Source organism: Exiguobacterium sp. U13-1, from assembly GCF_001750115.1.
GTDB classification, from domain to species: domain Bacteria; phylum Bacillota; class Bacilli; order Exiguobacteriales; family Exiguobacteriaceae; genus Exiguobacterium_A; species Exiguobacterium_A acetylicum.
In genome coordinates this window covers 2062732-2083195 of the sequence record NZ_CP015731.1, presented here as the reverse complement: position 1 = coordinate 2083195, position 20464 = coordinate 2062732, and the positions used below count along the sequence as shown (strand labels likewise).

At 49.4% G+C, this 20464-nt stretch carries 16 protein-coding genes and 1 riboswitch; of the genes, 5 read left to right on the top strand and 11 right to left on the bottom strand.

Annotation, left to right across the window (positions count from 1 at the left end; translation table 11 throughout):
- Window positions 1–82 precede the first annotated feature (82 nt).
- Window positions 83–319, top strand: a complete 237-nt coding sequence (locus ESP131_RS10800; RefSeq protein WP_029341740.1) for a hypothetical protein — start codon at window positions 83–85, stop codon at window positions 317–319.
- A gap of 1 nt (window position 320) precedes the next feature.
- On the opposite strand, the gene ESP131_RS10795 is transcribed toward ESP131_RS10800, so the two are convergent.
- A complete protein-coding gene (locus tag ESP131_RS10795) occupies window positions 321–1586 on the bottom strand; it encodes a hypothetical protein (RefSeq protein ID WP_029341739.1) in 1266 nt (421 codons plus the stop codon).
- Complete coding sequence (locus ESP131_RS10790) at window positions 1583–2851, bottom strand: hypothetical protein (RefSeq protein WP_069940711.1); 1269 nt, start codon at window positions 2849–2851, stop codon at window positions 1583–1585. The genes ESP131_RS10795 and ESP131_RS10790 overlap by 4 nt, the downstream gene beginning before the upstream one ends.
- A gap of 154 nt (window positions 2852–3005) precedes the next feature.
- Between ESP131_RS10790 and ESP131_RS10785 the strand changes: the two genes are divergently transcribed.
- Window positions 3006–3824: an alpha/beta fold hydrolase gene (locus tag ESP131_RS10785; RefSeq protein WP_029341736.1), complete on the top strand. Its 819-nt coding sequence runs from the start codon at window positions 3006–3008 to the stop codon at window positions 3822–3824.
- Window positions 3825–3896: 72 nt separating this feature from the next.
- On the opposite strand, the gene ESP131_RS10780 is transcribed toward ESP131_RS10785, so the two are convergent.
- The 9 genes from ESP131_RS10780 to ESP131_RS10740 all read right to left on the bottom strand — a co-directional run bounded on the left by ESP131_RS10780 (window position 3897) and on the right by ESP131_RS10740 (window position 14817).
- Window positions 3897–4928: an NAD(P)/FAD-dependent oxidoreductase gene (locus tag ESP131_RS10780; RefSeq protein WP_029341735.1), complete on the bottom strand. Its 1032-nt coding sequence runs from the start codon at window positions 4926–4928 to the stop codon at window positions 3897–3899.
- A gap of 55 nt (window positions 4929–4983) precedes the next feature.
- Complete coding sequence (locus tag ESP131_RS10775; protein ID WP_069940710.1) at window positions 4984–5706, bottom strand: energy-coupling factor transporter transmembrane component T family protein; 723 nt, start codon at window positions 5704–5706, stop codon at window positions 4984–4986.
- Window positions 5678–7207, bottom strand: coding sequence for an ABC transporter ATP-binding protein (locus ESP131_RS10770; RefSeq protein ID WP_069940709.1), 1530 nt, complete (start codon window positions 7205–7207; stop codon window positions 5678–5680). The genes ESP131_RS10775 and ESP131_RS10770 overlap by 29 nt, the downstream gene beginning before the upstream one ends.
- Complete coding sequence (locus tag ESP131_RS10765; RefSeq protein ID WP_047390306.1) at window positions 7204–7776, bottom strand: ECF transporter S component; 573 nt, start codon at window positions 7774–7776, stop codon at window positions 7204–7206. Before ESP131_RS10765 ends, ESP131_RS10770 begins: the two co-directional genes overlap by 4 nt.
- 99 nt (window positions 7777–7875) lie before the next feature.
- Window positions 7876–7975: riboswitch (TPP riboswitch) on the bottom strand.
- Between the two features lie 95 nt (window positions 7976–8070).
- Window positions 8071–8754 carry a 50S ribosomal protein L25/general stress protein Ctc gene (locus ESP131_RS10760; RefSeq protein WP_069940708.1) on the bottom strand — a complete coding sequence of 228 codons (684 nt, stop codon included), beginning with the start codon at window positions 8752–8754 and terminating at the stop codon, window positions 8071–8073.
- Between the two features lie 292 nt (window positions 8755–9046).
- On the bottom strand, window positions 9047–10597 hold the full coding sequence (locus ESP131_RS10755; protein WP_069940707.1) for a GNAT family N-acetyltransferase: 1551 nt from the start codon (window positions 10595–10597) through the stop codon (window positions 9047–9049).
- Between the two features lie 12 nt (window positions 10598–10609).
- Window positions 10610–11140 carry a glycerol-3-phosphate acyltransferase gene (locus ESP131_RS10750; RefSeq protein WP_083254806.1) on the bottom strand — a complete coding sequence of 177 codons (531 nt, stop codon included), beginning with the start codon at window positions 11138–11140 and terminating at the stop codon, window positions 10610–10612.
- Window positions 11137–13746, bottom strand: a complete 2610-nt coding sequence (locus ESP131_RS10745) for a DEAD/DEAH box helicase (RefSeq protein ID WP_069940706.1) — start codon at window positions 13744–13746, stop codon at window positions 11137–11139. The genes ESP131_RS10750 and ESP131_RS10745 overlap by 4 nt, the downstream gene beginning before the upstream one ends.
- Before the next feature lie 30 nt (window positions 13747–13776).
- On the bottom strand, window positions 13777–14817 hold the full coding sequence (locus tag ESP131_RS10740) for a tyrosine-type recombinase/integrase (RefSeq protein ID WP_069940705.1): 1041 nt from the start codon (window positions 14815–14817) through the stop codon (window positions 13777–13779).
- A 429-nt stretch (window positions 14818–15246) separates the two neighbouring features.
- On the opposite strand from ESP131_RS10740, the gene ESP131_RS10735 reads away from it, so the two are divergent.
- The 3 genes from ESP131_RS10735 (at window position 15247) to parC (ending at window position 20195) form a co-directional block, all read left to right on the top strand.
- The gene (locus ESP131_RS10735) at window positions 15247–15648 is read left to right on the top strand and encodes a CoA-binding protein (protein ID WP_023468336.1); all 402 of its coding nucleotides are present in this window, start codon (window positions 15247–15249) and stop codon (window positions 15646–15648) included.
- Between the two features lie 178 nt (window positions 15649–15826).
- Window positions 15827–17797 carry a DNA topoisomerase IV subunit B gene (gene parE, locus ESP131_RS10730; protein WP_035407952.1) on the top strand — a complete coding sequence of 657 codons (1971 nt, stop codon included), beginning with the start codon at window positions 15827–15829 and terminating at the stop codon, window positions 17795–17797.
- A complete protein-coding gene (gene parC, locus ESP131_RS10725; RefSeq protein WP_058265960.1) occupies window positions 17790–20195 on the top strand; it encodes a DNA topoisomerase IV subunit A in 2406 nt (801 codons plus the stop codon). The genes parE and parC overlap by 8 nt, the downstream gene beginning before the upstream one ends.
- Window positions 20196–20464 lie beyond the last annotated feature (269 nt).

Sequence of the window (20464 nt, the reverse complement as noted above, 5' to 3'; positions counted from 1 at the left end):
TGTTGTCTAGTACATTACAATAGATTATTTTTCCGTAATCTGGGTATAATCTAACAAACTAGATGAAGCGAGGTGACACCGCATGGTCTATCGTAAACCTGTCGTCTCTAGCCTGTCCGTCCTCGGTGGTATGATCCTGCTCTTTGGTTTCTTGACGAGCGGTGGCTTCATTTATCTCTACTTCTTCGTCTTACTATTCGCTTGCGTGTCCTTCTTACGTGAACCGTTGACGCGTAAAGAGTGGTTAAGAGAGGGGATTGCTTTCATCTTCTGGTGTTCCTTGATTTATTTGTTGCAACATCTCGTCTTCATGGCGTGAGTCATTTTTCGTATTGCTCGAACAAAGGAAGGAGGATGTCACGACCTGTCGCTGATAGGTGAATCGACACGTCACGCTTCGGATCTTTTAAATAAACATCGGTCTTTTTGACACGCTTATCGAGATAAACTTCGTATTGTTGTCCTTTCACTCCATCTCGGAACGTCAAATATTTCCACTTCGCCCGTTTTCCTCGTACGTCAGCTTGTTCACTTGTCTTGATTGCTTTTTTTAATTTCCCGGATTCATCACTGGTCATCATGATCATATGGTCCCAATCGAGACCTTTCTCCGAAATACGATTTCCTTGATCATCTTCTTCAAAACGGACATGCGAGAACTGTCTTTGATGGATCAACGTCATTTCTTCATTATCCACAACAAGATCATCTGTTGTTTGATTCGGTTCTTGGAGTTCAGTTGGTTGTTCCGTCGTGTGTCGAATCGATAATTCGTAGCGGAATTCGCGTCCGTTTTTCTCCGTTGCGATGACCGTTCCATAATGCTCGGGTGTTCCGTCACCCGGAATGAACCGGACCTTTCCTGGATGTTTCATTGAATGGATCGGGTGTTCCGCACGCCGTCCACCATACAACTGTGGTATTCGAACCGAAACGTCGTATGTCGAACCGAATTGTTGATTGTAGACGAGATAGAGATCGACATCACGGGTGAACGGTGTCAAAGAATTCGTATATACGAAAGACGTCGTACGTGTATCTTTTTTTGTGACATCCGTCGCCTCGATGACGAGGTAACCTGATCCTGGAAGTTCTAATGTTCGAGCAGAATGATCTGCGATCTTCTCATCAGGATTAAACCAGTCGTCTTTTTTTAATACAGTAGGCTTCACATTAAAGTTCTTCCGTTGTTGAGTCAGAGCAGTCTTCTTGAAGACATCGTCTTTCTTTGGTAATGGATAGTACCCGCCTTTAAACGATGTCTGACAATATAAATATCTCTTCTTTCCAGCTTTCACGTAACGAACGGTTTGACCTTCATAATCTTCGAACGGATTCGTCATCATGACGGAATAGATATCGCCGACAGCGTAATCAGTAGGTGCATCGCTCACTTTCGACGCGCACGTTTTTTGGATGGCAGTTCGTTCTTTAGCTGACAAGGTGCGAGATTCTTTTTCGTTGAATTGCCCTCCGTCATACATTTGCGATAAGTAATCCCATTTGAAATTCGGCGCATCGCTTTGACAACCGCTTAATGCTAGCGTTGCTCCGAGTGTGAGTCCGATCCAGAAACGTTTGTTCATTGATTGAGCACCTCACTGAGTGCTTCACTTGTCGTACCCGACAGCTTCGCACCGTTTTTTGATCCTGGTTTGACAACATAGATTTCAAGTTTTTTGGCGCGTTTGCGTTCGAATAGCTCGAACATTTGGCTTTTCCCTTCGCGCATCAACGTCAATTTTTTCTGCTTTAGTTTTGTCCCTTGTGGCTCCATCACTTCGGTCTCTTTTAATTCCTGAGCGATTTTTTTCGCTAGCTTGTCAGGAATTGCTGAGACGAACTTATAATCGCTATCGATGAGCTGTTTCGGTGATTGATGGATGAAACCGACATAATTGCTTGAGGATGCTTGAAGGAATCCATAATCGTAATTCACAGGTTTTTTATAAGTTTTATTAAAACGCAAATAAATCGATGTTTCTTGGACGACTTTTCCGTCCTCTTGTTTCCGAACGGTCGCGAACTGGACGGTCTGACCTGTCGCAATCGTATCCAGCAGTTGCTTCCGCTCAATCTGATAGATTTGTCCATTCATATATTCTTGAATCGTCGAAGGGAATCCGACACGGTCACCACTGAACATCAGCTCAATCGACGATTGTTGGAAACCACCAGTCGGACTAACGCGAAAAGCTAAATTCAATTCGGAACCGGATAGTGACTCGGTCGTCTCAAAGAGTGTTTGTTCTTTATCTTTGCCTTTCTCTTTCATGTAGACGACGAGTTGTCCTTCTGGTGGCAAAGATAGTTGATAGGACGGGAAAAGGTACCGTCCGAGCTCTTTTACTTCTTTACGATCTTCGTTTTCCTGTTTTTGTTGATCTGTCACTTCTTTTGGAACGGGTCCAAAGCGAACGACTGTCGATTTAGCTTTAACCGGTTGTTTTGACCAATCGACGAATGGATAATCACTTCGCTTGATCTGATGGACCGCATAATCCGCATGACGAATCGGCTGACACGCCAGATAGTCCTTTTTTTCGTCTGACAGGAAACGGACGTGTTGGAACTCACGCCCTTGGACACTCGGAGGCAGGAAGTATAAGTCAAATCCTTCGTGTTGCACATATCGATCAGGTAAGTGCTTCATGTCTGGTTTTTGCTGGCAAACCTTCAACAAAGCAGCGGTTTGTTTTTTCGGGAGATCCGGTATCTCTTGCCCATCAAAGGTAGTCGAAATACCGCCCCAGTAATTAACATCGTATGTAAGGTCTAAGTATTGTTCTTTACCGCATCCGGCAAGTAAGACTACGCCTGCGAGAATCCCCGTATGTATATAGCGTCTCATGAAAAACCTCCTTTATCCTATTGACTGTATTTTACCATAATTTCTAGAATAGACAGAATTTTCTATAATGCTTTAACATTAAGATGTTTGACATCTCTTGACTCGGGAATATTAGATGCATGCACGGTCAATCTATTACTATGGGGGTTTTATGATGGGTACATTCATTCAAGCAGTTGATGGCACGAAGATTTATGTCGAGGATGTCGGGTCGGGTCAACCGGTCGTCTTTTTACACGGCTGGCCGGCAAACAATAACATGTTCGAGTATCAAAAGAATCTGCTCGTCGAAGAAGGATACCGTTACGTCGGAATCGATTATCGCGGTTATGGCAAATCAGATGCACCGGCAACGGGATACGATTATAAGACGATGGCGTCCGATATCAATGAAGTCATCGAACAGCTGAAATTATCGAACGTCACGTTGCTTGGTTTCTCGATGGGAGGAGGAATCGCCTTGTCCTATCTCTTACAATACGGGGATTCAAAAGTCAGTAAGCTCGTTCTCGCAGGAGCTGCAGCACCTGTCTTTACACAGCGAGACGGTTATCCATACGGAATGACAAAAGAAGAAGTCGATGCGTTGATTGCCGACACGAAACAGGATCGTCCGTCGATGCTCAAAGGATTCGGGGAAATCTTCTTTGCGAAGGAACATCCAGAACCACTCCAACAATGGTTCCATGGACTTAGTATCGCCGCTTCGTCCCACGGTACGATTCAGTCAGCAATCGCCTTACGTGACGAAGACTTACGTGGAAAACTCGAGAACATCAAAGTCGATACGTTGATCATCCACGGTAAAAAAGACCAAGTTTGTCCGTTCGAGTTCGCGGAAGAAATGCAAAAGGAAATTCCACATGCACGCCTTGAAGTCTTCGAAGAGAGTGGACACGGCATGTTGCTTGATGAACAAGAGAAGTTCAACGAGACATTACTGTCATACGTCAAAGGAAATCAAACCGTCTAATCTAACAAGCCATGGACACCCGTCCACGGCTTGTTTTTGTGTACAGAAAAAAGCGTGCGCCGGCGCACGCTTTTAAGGGCGATACTTCCGCATGAACCGTTGATCAATCCAACGCTTCAGGTACCAACCGAACGGCAGTGTCGAATAATGATTACCATACAGGGAAACCGCATGACGTGGTCCCATCGATAAAATCGTCAAATAGTTCGTTTGCGGACGATAGGATCGCAACGTTTCTTCTTTGACATACCGCAAGAGGTTTGCCAGTAAGATCGGTGCTTGCCGGACAGCTGTGACGCCGTTCTTTGGAATATCGGGATAAGCGACGAGGGTCGCCGCGTCACCCGCAGCAAACAGACTTGGATGATCGAGCGCTTGCAACTGCTCATTGACAAGTAGGAATCCGTCTTCCGTATAGAGCTTACTGTCCGCAAACAATGCCGGAGCTTTCGCACCCGTCAAGCGGACGAGCGCATCCGACTCGATTGGCGGGTGATGTGAAAAGCGGAGAGGAGACGACTCGTTCAGTGACCGTTCTCGAATCCAATGAACATCGAGTTCTTGTAAGCGTCGTGTAATGGCTTCCGCTGCTGGGTGTCCTGAAAGTAACTCTGGATCCGTGATCAGGGTGATCGGCACACCCGCTGCTTTTAAGGACGCCGCCATCTCGACGGCCGCTGCACCGCTTCCAATCACGACCGGACACTTTGCTTGTTGCAGACGCTTTAATGTATCCGGTAACCGGTAGTTCGGTTTGATCGATAATCGTGTCGTGTCTTCCGACCAATCGAACGAGCCGATATTCGTCGAGACGACGTCATAGGTATAGCGTCTGCCGGATGCACCGAAGACGACCTTTTCATCGGGGTCGATTTTGATGACGGTCTCTTCGATGAACTGTTTATCATTGGCGCGACACAGTGCGGCGACGTCGATACGGATCTCATCGATATCGTACGTTCCGTCAGCAAGTCCGGAGTACATGCCTGAGTAATATTGGTACGTCGAGGCATTTAAAATCAGCCACTCGACGTCTTCTGTTGGTCCATTGGTAATGCAATGCAGGTGAGCGTGTCCTGCACCAATCAAGAGGATTCGTTTCATGTCGTTCTCCTTCAATCTGTCTTGCTAGAATGTACCCGGATACGGGTGGTGGTAATCATAGCCAAAAAACAAGACTGATGAACAGGAGGATGACCATGAGATAGATAACATCCTGGCGCTGAACGACTGGCACTTCATAATATGTCCGTTCTGCTGAAAAATGACGGGCTTCGAAAGCGATTGCCATCCGTTCTGCCCGCTGAATCGATCGCGAGAAGAGCGGTAAGCCGATTGATAGGAACGCATCACCAGGAAAGCGACTGTGAACGTTCCGAATCATCCGGACTTGCCGTAAGACGCGGACTTCTTCGACCAAATGTGGAAGAAAGCGGATCCCGGCAAGAAATCCGTACGCGAAGCGAGGCGATACCTTTGCTTGGTGAATCAAGCTCATCACGAACCGGGTCGCATCGGTCGTCGTGACGAAAGCGAAACTTAAGCAGACGAACGTTGCCATCCGTAAGGCAAGTAACCAGCCGTGCATGACACTTTCCGATGTGACATGAAACCAACCAAACGACCATAGAGGATTCGTTCCTTTGCCGAAGGCTGCCATCATCCAGAACGTCAATAAGAATAATAGACTGTAAGGTGCGAGTCGTTTCAAGAAATCGCGAGGACCCCACCCGGAGAGGAGTAGCAGAGCGATAGCAAAACTTAGGAATACCAACGTCTTGCCCCAGTCATTCGTTGCGATTAGAGCGAACATGATCAAAAATAATCCGCTACCTTTGATGACAGGATTGAGTTTAGCGAACGATGACGCGTTCGTCTGCATCGCGTTTCACCTCCTGGAATTGGTACGAAAGTGGGCGTTGTAGCTGACAGCGTTCGAGTAACGGAACGTCAGCGAACAACTCGTTCGGACACCCGTCAAAAGCAATCCGCCCTTGCTCCATGACGAGGACACGATTTGCGTACCGGGCGACGAGTTCCATATCATGCGTTGCCATGACGAGTGTCGTTCCGTTTTGTTGCTCCGTCAACAACTGCTCCATTAAACGCCGCGTCGTCAACCCGTCTTGTCCGAACGTCGGTTCATCGAGCAGTAACACATCCTTCGTCTGCCCGAGCATCGTCGCGACGCTGAGTCGTCGTTGTTGACCCGTACTAAGCGCAAGTGGTGACTGTTGTTTGACGGATGTAAGTTCCAGCCGTTCGAGCAACGTCGTGCGCTCATCACTCGTCGCTGCCCGGTGACTCCAGTCGATTTCCGCTTCGACTGTCAGCTTGAGAAACTGCAAATCCGGTTGTTGAAAGACATAGCCGACGTGCTCATAAAAGCGTCGCCGGGAGTAACGATGAGCCGGACGTTCCTGGAATCGATATGTTCCACGATGGGGAAGCAATCGACCGAGTGTTGCAAGTAACGTACTTTTTCCGGAGCCGTTTGCCCCGAGCAACATCACCCATTCTCCTGTCTCTAAGGAAAACGTCGCATCGGTCAGCGGGTAAGGTGCTTTCGTCGATAATGCAGCGATGTGTAACAAGGGAATGCCTGCTGTAGCGACTGGAGGAAGCACGTGAAGTCGCGCTGCTTGTGGTCCATCTATGGGTAACGTCTCTAACGTGTACGGATACAAGGAAGGGACAGCGATGCCTTTCGATTGAAGCTCTGTATAAGCCTGCGGGAACAAATCCTGCGGATGCGCCGTCGCAGTAATCGATCCGTCCTCAAGTAAGACGATCTGGTCGATGTACGGTAAACAGACATCGAGTTGGTGCTCGATCAAGACGATCGTTAAATCGTGTTCTTTCTGAATCCGAAAGATCAGCGCCATCAGCTCGTGTTGTCCGATTGGATCAATCTGGGCTGTTGGTTCATCGAGTAATAAGATCGTCGGCTCGAGCGCTAGGACCACGGCGAGCGCGAGGCGCTGTTTCATCCCCCCGGATAGACTCGCGATCGGTGTCGAGAAGGGGAGAGGGAGACCGACGAGTGCGAGTAAGCGTTCAATTCGTTCCTCCATCTCCGCACTTGGAATCGACCGGTTTTCTAAACTAAAAGCGATTTCGCGTCCGATCGTTTCCATGCAGAACTGTTCTTCTGGATTTTGAAATAAGACTCCGACCGAACCGGACCGGGTAACGGTACCAGTCTGTTCGACTTCAATCGTCTCCGGTGTCAGTCCGGCTAGGGCATGAAGCAGTGTCGTCTTGCCACTCCCACTGCGTCCAAGCAAAAGGGTCGTTCCTTGTTCGATCGTCAGCGATACATGATCGAGCACCGATTTCATCTGACCCGGATAGCGGATGCTGAGGTCGTCGACAGTAATCATGCGACTTCCCGTTTCGCACGTCCGGCCGCAAACCCGTTCAAGACACCGGTCGCAACAAGGCGACGGACGAGAATCGCTGCAAGCAAGCCGCCGAGTAATGCACCACTAATCAATTGTAAACCTGTTGTCGCAAGCAACGTCGTCGTCGTGTAGTAACCGAATCCGTTCGCGATCAGACTGTAGACAATGCTACCAATCGCGGCTCCAACACCCGATAACATCAATGTCCAGGTGTCATAACGGCGATAACGCGTCATCGCAAAGACGAGTTCCGCACCAAGTCCTTGGCAGACCCCGATCAGTAGAGCCGATAAGCCAAAGTGACTACCCGTGAACAGCTCGACGGCTGCCGCGACGATTTCCGCGATGAGGGCAGCACCTGGTTTTTGAATGATTGCTGCGACGAGCGGGCTTGCGATGATCCAGATCCCAAACATCCAGTTGGCACCGACTGGCCCGAAGATTGCAGACATCGGTAACCAGAGTGTTGACCAACCGAGATAGATGACCCCGCAAGCGACGGCGAGCATCATCATGACCATGATTTCTTTCATTTTCCAGTGTTGCATCGTGTTCGTCCTCCTTAGAATGGGGGAGACGCCAAAAAGACCGCCCTCCGTAAAAAAGAGAGCGGTCCTCAGAAAAACTGCGCGCAGCAGGAGTCATTGGATGTGATCGCTCCACTTTCCTACGCTAGTATGAACTAGATCAGGTTCGAAGGGTCCGAAGTGAATCGTCTCAGCCAAATGGGCTCCCCTAGTGGATATGGTAATAGATGATACGCTGTTCACTTTAGGCAATCTTCTGTCTATTGTCAAGACACAAAAAAACGATACGCCACGAAGGGCGTATCGATAAACGACTTATTTGTTATCTTCGTTCTCTTCTTTTGCTTCTTCTGAAGACTCTTCCGTAGCTTCCGCTTCGTTGTCTTCGCCAGCTTCCGCTTGTGCTTGTGCTTCAGCTTCTGCTTCTTCGATTTCCTCAAGCTCTTGTTCAAGCGTTGATTCGACGACAGCTGCGACTTGAATGTCGCCTTCTGTGACGATACGGAAATCTTTTTGTTCCGGAAGATCAGCAACAGAGATCGAATCGCCGATTTCGAGATTCGTGACGTCGACTTCGACATTCTCTGGTAATTTATCTGGTGTCGCTGCGACTGTTACTTTAAAGAGTGTCTGTGACAGGAATCCGCCGACTTTAGCGCCAGCTGCCTCGCCGACGAGTACGACGTCTGCTTCTACTTCTGTCTCTTCATCCATTTTAACGGCGATGAATTCAACGTGATCGACGGTTGGTGTGAAGACATCCATATCACGACGGTTGATCAAGACGTTAATATTTTTACCATCGAGTTTAAGTGAAATCAAGACGTTCTCACCGTTTTCTCGAACGATTTTAAGCAATTCTTTTTCTTCGAATGCGATTGGTGTACTTTCCACTTTGTAACCATACACGACACCAAGAGCTTTTCCTTCATGACGTAATTGTTTACGGAGTGAGCGTGGACGTACCTCGCGTTTTTCGACTGTTAATTTAACTGACATGTTCATTTCCCCCTTGAATTTGGTATAGCCCTCAAAAGGTAATGAATGTAGGAGCAGGACAAGTCCTGAACAATATGAAACATGCTAAGACAATCGGTTCCAGACTCGCATTGAGCCTGACGCTTTCGTGACTTTGCATTTCTCTCCCAGGTCATTACGCTGATATTGAGAAACATGTGTGAATAAGTCACCGGTTTGATGCGGTGCTAGTGAGTTTATACCCCTATTTTTTAAATCCTTAAACCTCTAATTTTTATTTTTTAAAGTCGAAAGACCTCCAAACCGCTTGAAGTCAAGGGTTGAGAGGTCTTTCATTTTTTTCATTTTTTATGGTGATGCGTTGGTTTTCACGAACCAATACACGGACGAGACGTTCAACGTGCCGCATCGTCGTCTGTCCCATCGTTGAAATTTGGAGCCATTGATTACGGACGAGATAGTCGCTTTCATACTGGACGTGATAGCCCTGAATCCGAAGAGCGTCTCCTAAAGCGGTTGCCGACGGATGAACGATCGTCAGAATTCCCGGCGCTTGCGCTTTTTGAGTCGCAAGAAGGTTGAAACCAGTAGCGCGAACGGCTTGTTCGAGATAGGTCATCTTGATGGCTGCTTGATCGAGATCAATGGCATCCAGCGCTGCCTGACAAGCCAGCAACAGATTTGAGGAACCGGAAAAAGCAACCCCTTCCGCATATAGACCGAGATCCAGATAACGTGGAATCCGGGAGGAAGGCAATACGCTGGACGTATGCCCGATGAACGCAAGACCCGGTAACCCACCAATCGCCTTTCCGGAGACGGTCGTGACGAATCTGCAGCCAGCGTATGAGAAACGTCCGGTCCCGACGGCGCTGATCGCATCGACGATGAGTGCGGTTCGTTGATCTAATAGCGCTTTTACCGCATCGAGATCGTAGAGAACGCCCGTAGACGTCTCACAATGCGTCAACCAAATCCAGTCGTACTCCGTTTGATGCAGTTGGCTTGCGAGTTGTTCTAAGTCGATCGGGTGACCGGACGGAAGCAGGTGGATATCAAATGACTTTCCTGCTCGTGCCGCGTGATCGATCAAGCGTTGACCGAACTCGCCACCGTTTAGGATCAATCCATGTCCACTGAGTTGTTGTGCGACGATATCGTTCGCGAGCGTACCACTGCCGACAGCCATCGAGACATGTGGCAAATCCAGCAACTGACACATTCGGTCCCGTAAATCTTGATCGAGCTGACGCATCGATGCCGTCCGATGTGGACGCGGTGCTTGTTGCGCCGCTTGACGGACCGTCGGAGCGACTTCGACCGGACCGGCTAGGAAATGCAGGGGACGTAAGACATCCGCGATGACGGACCGTTCGTATGTTGCGCGAGACAACAACATCGGTACGAACTGGGCATCGCCACTACCAAGCGTTGCTGCGATTGGTGTGAAGCCGAACCGCGCATATAGTTTAGCTTCCCGTGTCGTACCACTGATATAGACATGATCAATCGTCTCCCGTTCCAAGTAGACCATCAAAAAGCGCATCAATTGCATGAACGTACGACTATTGCGGTATTCGGGACGAACGCTGAGTAAGCGGATTTCCACTGGGTCCGTCAGTGTCTCATCTAGCGTCACGCCCTTTTCCTCAAGCGAAAAAGGACGATGCTTCCGAATAGCAATCATCGCGACGAGTCGATCGTCTTCTTTGCCGATCAGATAGGTATTTTGATCATGAAAGCGGTCAATCCGTTTCCGCTCGATGTTTGGTTGGTGTTGCGGAATCTCTTCCGTGAAGGTGAGATAGTTCAATTCATGGATTGCTTCAGCGTCCACAGCGGTAGCAATGGAAAAGTCGATCATGAGACGTCCTCCTTATGTAATGACTGGCTTGTGAAATGCATCATGAGCCCACAGGACAAGTAGACTTACGGCAACGGTACACAAGATATTGATGGGTCCCGCGTCAAAGTAGACAGGTAGTAACGGGAGTAAAACGACCGGAATAAGCCCCGCTTTGACGCTATCTTTCGTTATGAGATAAGACAAACCGAGTATGCCTAGTCCACCCAGATATGCCCATGGTGTGATGGCAAAGACGATGCCGGAAAATACGGCATACCCTTTACCGCCACGTCGCGGATGAAACAACGGAAACAAGTGACCGATGAGCACGGCGAGGGCGACTGGATAAAATGCGTCTGTTAGCTGTAATGCAAGAACCGTCTTCGCGGCATCAAACAGATACACGAATAAAAAAGCCGGGAGCCCACCGGCGCGATGGGCATTGCGGGCACCGATGTTTCCGGTACCGACCTGTGCCAAATCGGTACGACTGATGTACTTCCAGAGCGTACCGCCAAGAATGCTGCCGATGAGATAACCAAGCAGGAGATCAAGGATCACCGTTGTTCCTCCTTTGTCGTTACGAGATGGACGAGTTCCTTGACGGTCAAGGCATCACTGTCCGGAGCCGTCAGGACGGCATCGACCATCTGAGCTTTTCGATCTTGTAATTCCGTCATCTTCTCTTCAATCGTCCCGCGTGTCAGCAGTTTGATGACCGTCACGTCAGATTGTTGTCCAAGCCGGTGGGCGCGATCGGCTGCTTGTTGTTCGACGGCTGGATTCCACCAGCTGTCAAACAGGATGACGGTATCAGCAGTTGCGAGATTCAGTCCCGTTCCTCCGGCTTTCAGGGAAATCAAGAAGAGGTCGACTTCACCGTCATTGAACCGGTCGCATAACGCGACCCGGTCTTCAAGTGGTGTCTCACCCGTCAATAGGAAGTGGGGGAGATGCCGTTGCGCAAGGTCCGAGCGAATGCGCTCAAGCATTTGCGTATACTGCGAGAAAATCAAGATCCGCTTTCCGGCTGCTCGTTTTTCGGCAATCAAAGAGAGCAGACGCGTTCGTTTCGTCGCTTCCCCGGTGTATCCTTCGACGAATAATCCCGGATCGTTGCAAATTTGCCGCAACCGCGTTAATCCAGCCAGTAACTTCAAACGATCTTCGCGTTTCGTCTCGTCTAAGTGTTGCAGCGTCTCCAGTTGCAGTTTGGCGAGATACGACGCATATAAGCGTTTTTGGTTCGGACCGAGCTCGACATAATGATGCTCGATCTGTTTTTTCGGTAAATCCTGTAAGACATCTTGTTTTTCGCGCCGTAATAAGAACGGTTGGATGAACTGTTGCATATCATCAAACGACCATTTCTCAAACGTCATTAGATCCGGCAGTAATTCTGGAAACAAGACGTGGAAGATTGACCAGATATCACGCGGACGATTCTCGAGCGGTGTTCCCGTTAAGGCGAACCGGCGTTTTGCTTGCAGATGCCGTAGTTGACTGACCGTTTGTGACTGCGGATTCTTCAAGTGCTGTGCTTCATCAAAGAATACGACGTCATATACAGGGTGGCGACGGACGTCGGTCCGAAGCGTCGTATAGGAGACGATCGTCACCGTATCTTCAGGTAAGTGCTCCAGTTCGCGGAGTCGGCTGGCTTGAGAACCAGTGACGACATGAACCGGTCGACCGGGTAAAAAGCGCTTCAGTTCCGCTTCCCAGTTGCGGAGCAGTGACGCCGGCGCGACGATGAGCGCGCGACGGTCAGGAATCGTCGCGATATAACCAATCGCTTGAATCGTCTTCCCGAGCCCCATCTCATCGGCTAGGATCCCGTGACATCCTAACGCGTCTAGATTCTTCAGAAATTGGATACCCGTCCGTTGATACGGATAGAGTCGTGACTCTAACGAATTCGGCAAGTCGAGCCGGAATCCTTGTCCGGATTTTAATTCAAGCCATTTCTCGAGCAAATCAGCGTGAAGATGGAGGACGGAGGCGCCGATCAGATGCTTCATGTTCCGGACGGCAGGTAAGACGATTCGTCCATCGCGCAAGTCGCGTTCACTTGCTTCCATCTGGGCGAGAACCCGTTGCAACTGCTCGAAGGCCCGTGTCTCAAGGGAAACGAACTGTCCAGATTTCAAGCGGTGGTACCGTTTTTGTAAGACGAGCGACTTCAGGACACGTTTCAGCTCATCTTCTGGAATCCCGTCCATCGAAAAGTTGAACACGAGCCAGTCGAGGCGGTCCGTTACGTCGGCTTCGATTCGCGGATGGAACGGACCTTTTGGTAACGTCGTCCGGATCGCTTGTGTTGCAAATAACTCCAGTTGACCGAGCGCAACCCGTTCGTCAAGCAGACTCCGCAGAAAGGCATACTGCGCGACGTCACTCGTGATGATGTATCGCATGTCTCGTGGTGTTGCTTGGAATTCACGTAAGAAGCGTAAGACACTTTGCTCCGTTACCTGATCCCGTCCAGCGTAAATCGTCTCATCGAGCGGATTCAGCTGAATCCCTTGATAATCAAACGACACGCGGACTTCGACTTCCTGAGCCGTTCGGTCGAGATGGAGTTTGACGATTGGTGTCCCGGAAACGATTCGTTCTTGTAAATCAGGACTGAACGAAACATCGGCGAGTCGCTGCAGATACTCGGCCTGTCCAAGCAGACGATCAAAGTAGGATAGGGACAGTTGATGCTGTTGATTGTCCGTCAATCGTTTAAGCGTCACGACAGCTCCAGTCAGTTCGAAATGAATCGCTACCCGACGATCAGGTGTGAGACTGCGTAAATAATGGCGCGCGCCAGCGTCATCGACTTGGATTGCTGAGAACGGACGGATTTGCGGCGATAACGGCGTCGGTGTACCGTGCGCCTGTACATGATGCATCGCTAGTAAAACAGCGACGATATGTCCACAAAACGATGTATCCATCGCAAGTGATGGACAATTACAGCCGGCGTCGACACCGTGCGCCTTGACGCGGACGGTCACCGTGAATCGTTCCTCACCGTCGACACTCGCTTCGATCAGCTCGTCGCCCATTCGATAATTATGCAACGTGACCTTTCGAGCGGCGACATACTTCTTTCCCCGTCGAAAAGCATAGGCATCAGACATCTGTTTGATTTTGCGTTCACTGAGCCCGTAATTCATGCTATCCCTCCTTTGGTTGACATAATATGATTATCGTTCACCATCGAATAAATCGACGGCGCGTTTTTTCTCGGAATCACCGATATGGGCATAGACTTGTGTCGTCGCGACGGATTCGTGACCAAGTAGCTGCTGGATCGTCAGGACGTCGACCCCACCAATCGCAAGACGTGTCGCAAACGTATGCCGCAATTTATGCGGTGTAATTTTTTTTCGCTCTAAAAAGGGCAGGACCGGTTTCAATCGTTCCGTATGCCGCTGCAAAATATGCTGGACTGCCCGTGGACTGAGTGGTTTCCCGTGTTTTTGGAAGACAGGCACGGCGCCGCTCGTTGGCATCTGATAATGAATCGCGTATTTGCGTAAGGCAATCCGGGCTGGTTTTGCAAGTGGAATTAACCGTTCTTTATTACCTTTTCCGATGACGCGGAGCGTGTTTTCGTAGAAATCGACATCGTTCCAGACGAGCTGGGTCATCTCACTCAAACGCATCCCGCTATAGCCGAGTAGTTGGAATAACGTCACGTCGCGGACGCGATCACGTTCATAATGCGACGCTTCCCGGGCATTCATCTCAACGTTTGACGGTAACAACTGAATCAATTCATCCCATTCGCGTTTCGTCAGGTAAACCGGTTCCCGTTTCGCTTGTTTTGGTCGATTGACTTTTGCGACCGGATTTTCCGACAGTTGACCTGTATCGACCAAATAACGGAATAACGACTGTAGTGCCGATAATTTCCGGTTGATGACGCTCGGTGCATTTTGTTTCGTTAAGGCAAGGTATTCGGCATAAGCTTCAATCCCCGCTGCATCGATTTCGACGAACGCTTCAAGCGGAATCTCGCGCGCCGTCACTTCTTCACCCGACGCCGTTGCAACGAATTGAAAGAACGCTTCGTAGTCGTAGACGTAGCGGCGCATCGTTGCTAATGAGAAATGTTTTGCTGCTAGCTGATCCAAATAGGACTGTATGAAGCGAGGCATCCGCTCATATCCAGGAATAGCTGGTGCTGTAGCTGGAACGGTCGTTTTATGTATCGTTTTTCCTAGGTTTTTAAATAAACTCATCCGACAATCACCCCTCTAGCAGTAGTATACCAAACGTTGGTACATCAGACACTTATTTGCGTGAAATAGTTATTTCACGCAACGTTAAATTGTCAGACAGGGAGCGCTCAGTTGCATCGACAACGCACCAGACGGGTCGTTGGTCAACTCGATGCACGTGAGAATTTAACCTATTTTTATGGTTTTTGAGCTACAAAATGCCCTTTGATAACAATAACATTATTATGTCAACTTAATCATCAAAAAAGAATGAATATTCAATTTCGCTCTCAGTTGCATCGAGAAGTCGTTCGACGGGTCATTGGTCGACTCATTTGATTTCAAGACGATTTCTGAAAAACGTCGAAAACGTGCTCGATTTCGCATACTTCATCTTGGTTCGGGTATAGAGTGTTAGGTAAGAGTTATTTTCATAAGGGGGAGTTCTAGATGATTACCGATCAACAAGCACGTCAGTATTTGAAGGATGCGAAACGCATTGCCGTCGTCGGTGTCTCGAGTGATTCCGGAAAGACCGCGAACTGGATTGCGGACTACTTAGTCCAACATGGATACGAAGTCATTCCAGTCAATCCGACGTTAAACGAGTGGAACGGTCAAAAAGTCTATCCGAGCGTCGCAAGCATTCCAGGACACATCGATATCGTCGACGTCTTCCGTCGGTCTGAGTTTTTAGCGGATGTCGCCAAAGATGCTGTTGCTCACGGTGACGTCGGGATGATTTGGAATCAGCTTGGTCTCTCGAGTGTCGAAGCAGAAAGTCTTGCACTCGGTGCTGGTATTCCATATATTGAGAATCGTTGCATCAAAATCGAGCATCAATATCTGTGAGTCATCGCACGATTTCAGGCATCTTCACCCGTTCGTGAAGGTGTCTTTTTTCATGCGCTTTACAGGTTATGCTTGTCAGGAAGCAAGAAGATGCCTACAATTAGAGACAGACTACTTGAAATAACGAACGAACGTTTGTAAAAACGACGTCGTAATTTCGAATTTTGAGGTGAAATGAATGGCGACAGACTTAAATAACTACAATGATGATGCCATACAGGTGCTCGAAGGACTCGAAGCAGTCCGGAAGCGCCCAGGTATGTATATCGGTTCAACCGATCACCGTGGACTTCACCATCTCGTCTACGAGATCGTCGATAACGCAATCGATGAGGCACTTGCAGGATTCGGGGAACAAATTGACGTCACGATTCATAAAGATAATGCAATCACTGTCCGTGACCATGGACGTGGAATGCCAACGGGGATGCATGCATCGGGAAAGCCGACTGCTGAAGTCATCTTCACGGTCCTTCACGCTGGCGGTAAGTTCGGTCAAGGTGGCTATAAGACGTCCGGTGGCTTACACGGCGTCGGGGCGTCGGTCGTTAACGCCTTATCAACGGATTTGAAAGTAACGATCTTCCGTGACGGGAAACAATATGAGCAAACGTTTGAAAACGGTGGGATTCCGAAGACGACGTTGCTTGAAACGGGTACGACGCGTCAAAAAGGAACGAGCGTTTACTTTAAACCAGATGGCTCGATCTTCAGTACGTTGACATACAACTACGATACGCTCGCGGAACGCTTACGCGAATCCGCTTTCTTGCTGAAAGGTCTGAAGATTACGCTGACGGACGAACGGTCCGATAAACAAGATATCTTCCAGTACCAAGACGGTGTCAGCGAATTCGTCCAGTACTTGAACGATGATAAAGATACGCTTCATCCGACGGTCGCGTTCGAAGGAACGGAAAACGAGATCGAAGTCGATATCGCCTTCCAGTTCACGGATGCGTACTCGGAAAACGTCCTGTCGTTCGTCAACAACGTCCGGACACGCGACGGTGGAACACACGAAGTTGGTGCGAAGACAGCGATGACACGGGTTATGAATGAATATGCCCGAAAGAACACGCTCTTGAAGGAAAAGGATAAGAACCTTGACGGAAATGATATCCGCGAAGGCTTGACGATGATCGTCTCGATCCGAATTCCGGAAGAGTTCCTCCAGTTCGAAGGACAAACGAAGTCGAAACTCGGTTCACCGGAAGCGCGGACGAGCTGTGATGCTGTCATCAGCCGTCGTCTCTCGACGTACTTGGAAGAGAACCCGCAAACGGCGACGCTGTTGATCAAAAAAGCGATCCGCGCAGCGCAAGCGCGTGAAGCAGCACGTAAAGCCCGCGAAGAAGCACGAAATGGGAAAAAGAAGAAACGTTCGAGCATCTTGAACGGAAAACTGACACCTGCTGCTTCAAAAAACGCAGACAAGAATGAATTGTTCCTCGTCGAGGGTGATTCTGCCGGTGGTTCTGCGAAACAAGGACGAAACCGGACGTTCCAAGCGATTCTTCCACTCCGTGGTAAGGTCTTGAACACGGAAAAAGCGAAACTCGCTGACATCATGAAAAATGAAGAGATCAATACGATCATTCATGCGATTGGTGGCGGTGTCGGAGCCGATTTTGACTTGTCGGATTGTAATTTCGACAAAGTCATCATCATGACGGATGCCGATACCGATGGCGCGCATATCCAAGTCTTGCTATTGACGTTCTTCTTCCGCTACATGCGTCCGTTGATCGACGCTGGGAAGGTTTTCGTTGCCTTACCACCGCTCTATCGTGTATCAAAAGGGAAAGGCAAATCGGAGAAATTTGAATATGTCTGGGACGAAGAGACACTCAAGAAAACGACGAAGAAATTCGGTAAAGGTTATATGATCCAACGTTACAAAGGACTTGGGGAGATGAATGCACCACAGCTCTGGGAAACAACGATGGATCCCGAGACACGGACATTGATTCGGGTCACGATCGACGATGCTGCTGTTGCGGAAAAACGTGTCTCGGTCTTAATGGGCGATAACGTTGGTCACCGCCGGACGTGGATTGAGGACAATGTCGCCTTCGGTCTCGCGGAAGACCTCTCGATCATCGAGAATGAGCACGTGACGAAAGAGAGTGTGAACGAACATGTCTAATCTACAAAACATCCTGAACCTGTCGCTCGAGCAAGTCGTCGGCGACCGGTTTGGTCGTTATTCGAAATATATCATCCAAGATCGTGCCTTACCGGATGCCCGGGATGGTCTGAAACCGGTTCAACGCCGTATCTTGTATGCGATGCATACGGAAGGCAACCTGTTTGACCGTGCTTACCGGAAATCGGCGAAGACGGTCGGTGTCGTCATCGGTAACTACCACCCGCACGGTGATTCATCGGTCTATGAAGCAATGGTCCGCTTGAGCCAAGAGTGGAAACTGCGTTACCCGTTGATCGATATGCAAGGGAATAATGGATCAATCGACGGCGATAGCGCGGCAGCGATGCGGTATACGGAAGCCCGTTTATCAAAAGTTTCGAGTCTGATTCTCGACGGGATCAACAAACAAACCGTCGATTACACGCTCAACTTCGATGATACGACGGAAGAACCGCTCGTCTTACCGTCACTACTGCCGAACTTGCTGATGAACGGTTCGACGGGGATTTCCGCTGGTTATGCAACCGAGATTCCACCGCACCACGCGGGAGAAGTCCTCGATGCTGCGATTGGTCGGATTTCCGGTACGGTCCAGAACGTCGATGACTTGTTGACGCACATGCAAGGTCCTGATTTCCCGACTGGTGGTGTTGTTCAAGGGCTTGACGGCATCAAGAAGGCGTTCGAGACAGGACGCGGGAAAGTCATCATCCGCTCGCGCTCAACGATTGAGACACTGCGGGGTGGTCGTCAGCAAATCGTCATCACGGAGCTCCCGTATGAGGTCAATAAAGCCAATCTCGTTAAACGGATGGAAGAACTCCGTCTTGATAAAAAGGTCGAAGGTGTCGCTGAAGTCCGTGATGAGACCGACCGCGACGGCTTACGGGTCGTCATCGAGTTGAAGAAGGAAGCGGACGCAGAAGGTGTCTTACACTTCTACCTCAAACAGACTGACTTACAAATTGCCTATAACTACAACATGGTCGCGATCCATGAACGGACACCGCGGCAAATGGGCGTCTTGACACTACTTGATGCGTATCTTGCACACGTCAAGGAAGTCGTCATCCGCCGGACAGCGTTTGATCTCGAACAAGCGAAACGCCGTCAGGAAGTCGTTTCTGCCTTGATGACAGCAATCTCTGTCCTCGATGAGACGCTTGCCTTGATCCGTTCTGCGTCGAACAAAGCGGACGCAAAGGAGAAGCTGATCGCGCGCTTCAACTTCACGGATCGCCAAGCGGAAGCTGTCGTCATGCTCCAACTTTACCGGTTAACGAATACCGATATCGTCGAGTTGCAGGAAGAAGCAGCGAAACTCGAGAAGGAAATCGCTCGTCTTGAGAAGATCCTTAACGATGAAAAGACACGGAATCGTCTCATCATCAAGGAATTGACAGTCTTGAAGGAACAAGTCGCGGACAAACGTCGCTCGACGATCGAAGCGGAAGTTGAAGAACTGAAGCTGAAGACGGAAGTCATGATCGCTGTTGAAGAAACGATGGTCTTCCTGTCGAAAAACGGGTACGTCAAACGCTCGTCGCTCCGTTCATTTGGTGCTTCGAACGACTTACCGGATTTGAAGGAACAGGATCGTCCGTTGCTCCAAGGGCAAGCGATGACGACGGATCACTTGATCGTCTGGACCGTTCGCGGGAATTACTTGCTGATTCCGGTCCATCAATTGCCGGATACGAAGTGGAAAGATGGCGGTCAACACGTCGCGAACCTCGTTCCACTCGAACCGGGTGACCGGGTTCTCTCAGCGGATCTCGTCCGCTCGTTCGACGAAGCACAGCATTGCTTGTTCGTGACTCGTCAAGGGATGGTCAAACGCTCGAAACTGAGTGACTACAACGCCCAGCGGAAGTCAAAACCACTTCAAGGTGTTCGTTTGAAGGCAGACGATGAAGTCTTGTATGCTCAGGTCTCAACGGGTCAAACGGAGCTGTTCCTTGCAACACAGAACGGTTTCGGTCTCTGGTTCACGGAAGACGACGTTCCTGTCGTTGGTGTCCGGGCTGCCGGTGTTAAAGCGATCAACCTGAAGGATCAAGATGTCGTCGCGGGTGCAATTGGCTTCAAGGAAGCACCACAGATCGTCCTCTTGACGCAACGGGGTGCCTTGAAGAAGATGCGCCTCGCGGATCAGTTCCAAGTCTCGAGCCGTGCGCTCCGTGGCTTACAGTTGCTCCGTGATTTGAAATCGAAACCACACCAAGTCGCAGCATTGATCGACGTCACACAAGCGAAAGAATTGGTCCTCAGCGGAAAAGAGCAAGAGAAAACGATCCAAATCGGTTCGTTATCGTTCCTCGACCGCTTGTCGAACGGTTCATTTGCCTATGATGAAGAGAAATTCGGTCCATTGCTCGACTGGTATACACGATAAGACGAGGCTCCTCCGGATAACGGGGGAGCTTTTTTAGATCTAGCGGGGCAGGAGAGGGGGAATTTTGAGACGAATGCTCGGAATTTTGAGATTTATCGCTATAAATATCGTTTACAAATTGAAACACTGACCAATAACGGCTACAATAGAAGAAATAGTCAGGTCACGATTCGTCACGAACAAGCGTCGGGTCACGCGTCTCCGCAGCTTTGCTTATAGCGTCAATTGATCAAGCAGCTACGGGACCGTCCCTTTAGCTGCTTGTTGTG

Excerpts from the sequence above, each read along its gene's own strand:
- ESP131_RS10755 (WP_069940707.1), bottom strand. The coding sequence starts at position 10,597 with ATGATCGACTTTTCCATTGCTACCGCTGTGGACGCTGAAGCAATCCAT.
- ESP131_RS10775 (WP_069940710.1), bottom strand. The coding sequence starts at position 5,706 with ATGCAGACGAACGCGTCATCGTTCGCTAAACTCAATCCTGTCATCAAA.
- ESP131_RS10765 (WP_047390306.1), bottom strand. The coding sequence starts at position 7,776 with ATGCAACACTGGAAAATGAAAGAAATCATGGTCATGATGATGCTCGCC.
- ESP131_RS10785 (WP_029341736.1), top strand. The coding sequence starts at position 3,006 with ATGGGTACATTCATTCAAGCAGTTGATGGCACGAAGATTTATGTCGAG.
- ESP131_RS10745 (WP_069940706.1), bottom strand. The coding sequence starts at position 13,746 with ATGAATTACGGGCTCAGTGAACGCAAAATCAAACAGATGTCTGATGCC.
- ESP131_RS10760 (WP_069940708.1), bottom strand. The coding sequence starts at position 8,754 with ATGTCAGTTAAATTAACAGTCGAAAAACGCGAGGTACGTCCACGCTCA.
- parE (WP_035407952.1), top strand. The coding sequence starts at position 15,827 with ATGGCGACAGACTTAAATAACTACAATGATGATGCCATACAGGTGCTC.
- ESP131_RS10735 (WP_023468336.1), top strand. The coding sequence starts at position 15,247 with ATGATTACCGATCAACAAGCACGTCAGTATTTGAAGGATGCGAAACGC.
- ESP131_RS10790 (WP_069940711.1), bottom strand. The coding sequence starts at position 2,851 with ATGAGACGCTATATACATACGGGGATTCTCGCAGGCGTAGTCTTACTT.
- ESP131_RS10800 (WP_029341740.1), top strand. The coding sequence starts at position 83 with ATGGTCTATCGTAAACCTGTCGTCTCTAGCCTGTCCGTCCTCGGTGGT.
- ESP131_RS10770 (WP_069940709.1), bottom strand. The coding sequence starts at position 7,207 with ATGATTACTGTCGACGACCTCAGCATCCGCTATCCGGGTCAGATGAAA.
- ESP131_RS10740 (WP_069940705.1), bottom strand. The coding sequence starts at position 14,817 with ATGAGTTTATTTAAAAACCTAGGAAAAACGATACATAAAACGACCGTT.
- ESP131_RS10795 (WP_029341739.1), bottom strand. The coding sequence starts at position 1,586 with ATGAACAAACGTTTCTGGATCGGACTCACACTCGGAGCAACGCTAGCA.
- ESP131_RS10780 (WP_029341735.1), bottom strand. The coding sequence starts at position 4,928 with ATGAAACGAATCCTCTTGATTGGTGCAGGACACGCTCACCTGCATTGC.
- parC (WP_058265960.1), top strand. The coding sequence starts at position 17,790 with ATGTCTAATCTACAAAACATCCTGAACCTGTCGCTCGAGCAAGTCGTC.